4 protein-coding genes are annotated in these 3227 nt (G+C 66.1%); 2 read left to right on the top strand and 2 right to left on the bottom strand.

Annotated features, from left to right (window positions below):
* Window positions 1–54 precede the first annotated feature (54 nt).
* The gene (locus AC1DQP_RS18585) at window positions 55–957 is read right to left on the bottom strand and encodes a LysR family transcriptional regulator (RefSeq protein ID WP_457320811.1); all 903 of its coding nucleotides are present in this window, start codon (window positions 955–957) and stop codon (window positions 55–57) included.
* A gap of 97 nt (window positions 958–1054) precedes the next feature.
* On the opposite strand from AC1DQP_RS18585, the gene AC1DQP_RS18580 reads away from it, so the two are divergent.
* Window positions 1055–1693, top strand: a complete 639-nt coding sequence (locus tag AC1DQP_RS18580) for an NAD(P)-dependent oxidoreductase (protein ID WP_457320809.1) — start codon at window positions 1055–1057, stop codon at window positions 1691–1693.
* Window positions 1694–1798: 105 nt separating this feature from the next.
* Window positions 1799–2713 carry an MBL fold metallo-hydrolase gene (locus tag AC1DQP_RS18575; protein WP_457320807.1) on the top strand — a complete coding sequence of 305 codons (915 nt, stop codon included), beginning with the start codon at window positions 1799–1801 and terminating at the stop codon, window positions 2711–2713.
* A gap of 104 nt (window positions 2714–2817) precedes the next feature.
* Here AC1DQP_RS18575 and AC1DQP_RS18570 read toward each other — a convergent pair.
* A partial coding sequence (locus AC1DQP_RS18570) for a hypothetical protein (protein ID WP_478052210.1) occupies window positions 2818–3227 on the bottom strand: 410 nt, incomplete at its 5' end.

Below are 3227 nucleotides of genomic sequence, written 5' to 3'. Positions count from 1 at the left end.
CAACCGCAGTGGCCGCATGCAGCCGACCAACGGTCGGCTCTACCGGGGCTGCGTTTACAGCTGCGCCAGGAACGTCGGACTGGCAAAGCGTTCCACCAGGAAATCCAGGAAGCTGCGCATGATCGTCGGCAGCTGCCGGCGCGACGCGTAGACCGCATGGATGCCCAGGCCTTCCACGTCGTACTCGGGCAGCACTTCAACAAGTTCGCCACTGCGCAGCAGCGGGGCAATCTGGTAGGTCGGCAGCATCGCGATGCCTGCACCGGCACGCACCGCTTCGAGCAGCAGCGAGGCTTCGTTGGCGCTGATGTTGCCGCCTACCGCTACGGCGATCGCACGTCCGTCGCGCTGCAGATGCCAGACGCTTTTGCCAACGTAGTGGTGGGTCAGGCAGTTGTGCCCGGCCAGTTCGTCGGCAGTGGTCGGCGTGCCCCGCTCGGCCAGGTACGACGGCGCTGCGCACAGCACGGAACGACAGGGCGCCAACCAGCGCGCGATCAGCGCCGGATCGATCGCGCGCGAAATGCGCACGGCGATATCCACGCGTTCTTCGACCAGGTTGACCACCCGGTCCACCAGCAGCAGTTCGACCCGGGTCAGTGGATGGCGCTTGACGAAATCGGCCACCGCCGCCGCCAGGTGGATCTGCCCGAACGACACGCTGGCCGTAACCCGGATCAACCCGTGCGGTTCGGGATTGTCGGTGGCCAGCTCGCCGTGCAACTCATCGCCGATCGCCAGCATCTGCCGGAAGCGCAGCAGCGCGGCCTCGCCGGGCGCGGTCAGGCTGATCCGGCGCGTGGTCCGGTGCAGCAACCGCGCGCCCAGCCACCGCTCCACCTCGGCCAGGTAGCGGGTGACCATGGCACGCGACATCTCCAGCGCCTCGGCAGCGGCGGTGAGGCTGCCGCGCTCGACCACCTCCACGAACACGTTCATGGCTGTCATACGGTCCATCTGATCGATCCATGCAACAAATTAGACCGTTATACGCGGTTTTTCGGACGATTTAAGGCGCATACGCTGGCCTTCCTTCCTCAACGGATCCGCCCCCATGAAGATTGCCCTCGTTGGTGCCACCGGCAACATCGGTCGTGAAATCGCCCGTCAGGCCCTCGCCCGTGGCCATCAGGTCACCGCCATCGTGCGCCGTGAAAACGACCTGCCGACCGAACTGGACGGCGCCCAGCTCGCCGTCGCCGCGCTGGACGATACCGACGCCCTGGCCGCCGTGATCGCCGGTCACGACGTGCTGGCCAGCGCCTTCGGCCCGCGCCCGGGCGATGCCCCCGGCACGGTGACCAGCGTCTCTGCCGAGCTGGTCAAGGCCGCGCGCCAGGCCGGCGTGCCGCGCTTCATCATGGTCGGCGGCGCCGGCAGCCTGGAAGTGGCCCCCGGCGTGCAGCTGGTGGATACCGAGGGCTTCCCGGACGCCTACAAGCCGGTCGCCCTGGCCGCGCGCGAAACGCTCAAGCAGCTGCAGGCCGTCGATGACCTCGACTGGACGTTCTATTCCCCCGCCGCCGAAATCGGCCCGGGTCCGCAGCGCGGCGGCTTCCGCACCCAGGCGAAGAACTTCCTGGTGGCCGCCGACGGCCACAGCCGGATCAGCTATGCCGACTACGCCGATGCGTTCGTCAGTGAGATCGAGACGCCGCAGTACGTGCGGCAGATTGCCACGGCCGCGTATTGACGCAGCCGCCGGCCCTTGGTTGGCACGGACAGAGCAGCCGAGCATGGCTCGGCTCTACCGGGCCCCGGCGTGATGCCGGGGCCGCACCGCACAGGAATTAGTGAAATGCCGAACTTCTCGCGCGCCACTTTGGCGCTTGCGCTGGCCATCGGCACGGCGCTTGGCGTGACCGCACCCGCCGCCAGCCAGGCCGCCCCTGCAGCCGTCCAGGCGCATGCACTGCACGTGCAGCCCTACCATCCCGGTGACGAGGCGCTGTTCTCGGTGGCCTCCAACCTGATCACCGGCCAGCACGACGCCGTGCTGATCGACGCCCAGTTCGCTGCCTCCGACGCCGCCCAACTGGTCCAGCGCATCCGCGCCTCCGGCAAGCGCCTGACCACCATCTACATCAGCCACGGCGACCCGGACTACTACTTCGGCCTGGCCACCCTGCAGGACGCCTTCCCCGACGCCCGCATCGTCGCCACCGCGCAGACCGTCGCCCACATCACCGCCACCCAGGTTGGGAAGCTCGCCTACTGGGGACCGCAGATGGGCGCTGACAAACCCGCACGCATCGTCATCCCGCAGGTCCTGGACGGCAACACCCTCACCCTCGAAGGCCAGCCACTACGGATCATCGGCCTCGACGGTCCGACCCCGGACCGCACGGTCGTCTGGATACCCACCCTGCGCACCGTCCTCGGCGGCATTCCCATCGTCGCCGGCGAACATGTCTGGATGGCCGACACCCAGAGCGCGCAGTCGCATGCCGATTGGCTCACCACCCTGGCCACCATCAAGGCCCTCAAACCCACCCGCGTCATCCCCGGCCACTACGCCAGCGGCGCGACACTGGACAGCAGCGCCCTCGATTTCACCGCCGCCTACCTCCGCGCCTTCGACGAAGAAACCGCACGCAGCCGCAACGCCGATGCGTTGATTGCCGCGATGAAAAAACGCTACCCCACCCTGCAGGGCGTCAGTTCGTTGGAGGTGAGTGCCAAAGTCGCCAAGGGTGAAATGCAGTGGCCGTAACGGTGCATTGAGGTGGTGCAGAAACCCCGCGTTGGTCGTGGGTCATGCCATCACCGGATGTTGAAACACGGCCAGCGGTCRATCGGGATGCGACCCTACCGTGGTCATGCACTGTCGTCGTGGTGACGCGGGATGTTGTTCGTTTGCCATGCCACCACCGGATGTTGAAACACAGCCAGCAGTCGATCGGGATGCGACCCTACCGCGGTCATGCAATGTCGTAGTGGTGACGCGGGATGTTGTTCGTGGGTCATGCCACCACCGGATGTTGAAACACGGTCGTTGGTCGATTGGGATACGAACCGATTGCGAAGCAAAATGCCAGCAATGAGGCATCGCATCATTCGCAGGTCATGCCCCCACCAGATGATGAAGCTCGGTCGGCGGTCGATCCGGATCCAACCCCGCCGTGAAGCAAAATGCCGCGCCGCAAAACAGAGTAATGCTCCTTGCAGTTGCAGTTGCAGTTGCAGTTGCAGTTGCAGTGGCAGTTTTACTTCCCCTGCCCACCGAC

It is taken from the genome of Stenotrophomonas sp. P5_A8 (assembly GCF_056400545.1).
This window is presented reverse-complemented; position numbering and strand designations above follow the sequence as displayed.

Excerpts from the sequence above, each read along its gene's own strand:
- AC1DQP_RS18585 (WP_457320811.1), bottom strand. The coding sequence starts at position 957 with ATGGACCGTATGACAGCCATGAACGTGTTCGTGGAGGTGGTCGAGCGC.
- AC1DQP_RS18580 (WP_457320809.1), top strand. The coding sequence starts at position 1,055 with ATGAAGATTGCCCTCGTTGGTGCCACCGGCAACATCGGTCGTGAAATC.
- AC1DQP_RS18575 (WP_457320807.1), top strand. The coding sequence starts at position 1,799 with ATGCCGAACTTCTCGCGCGCCACTTTGGCGCTTGCGCTGGCCATCGGC.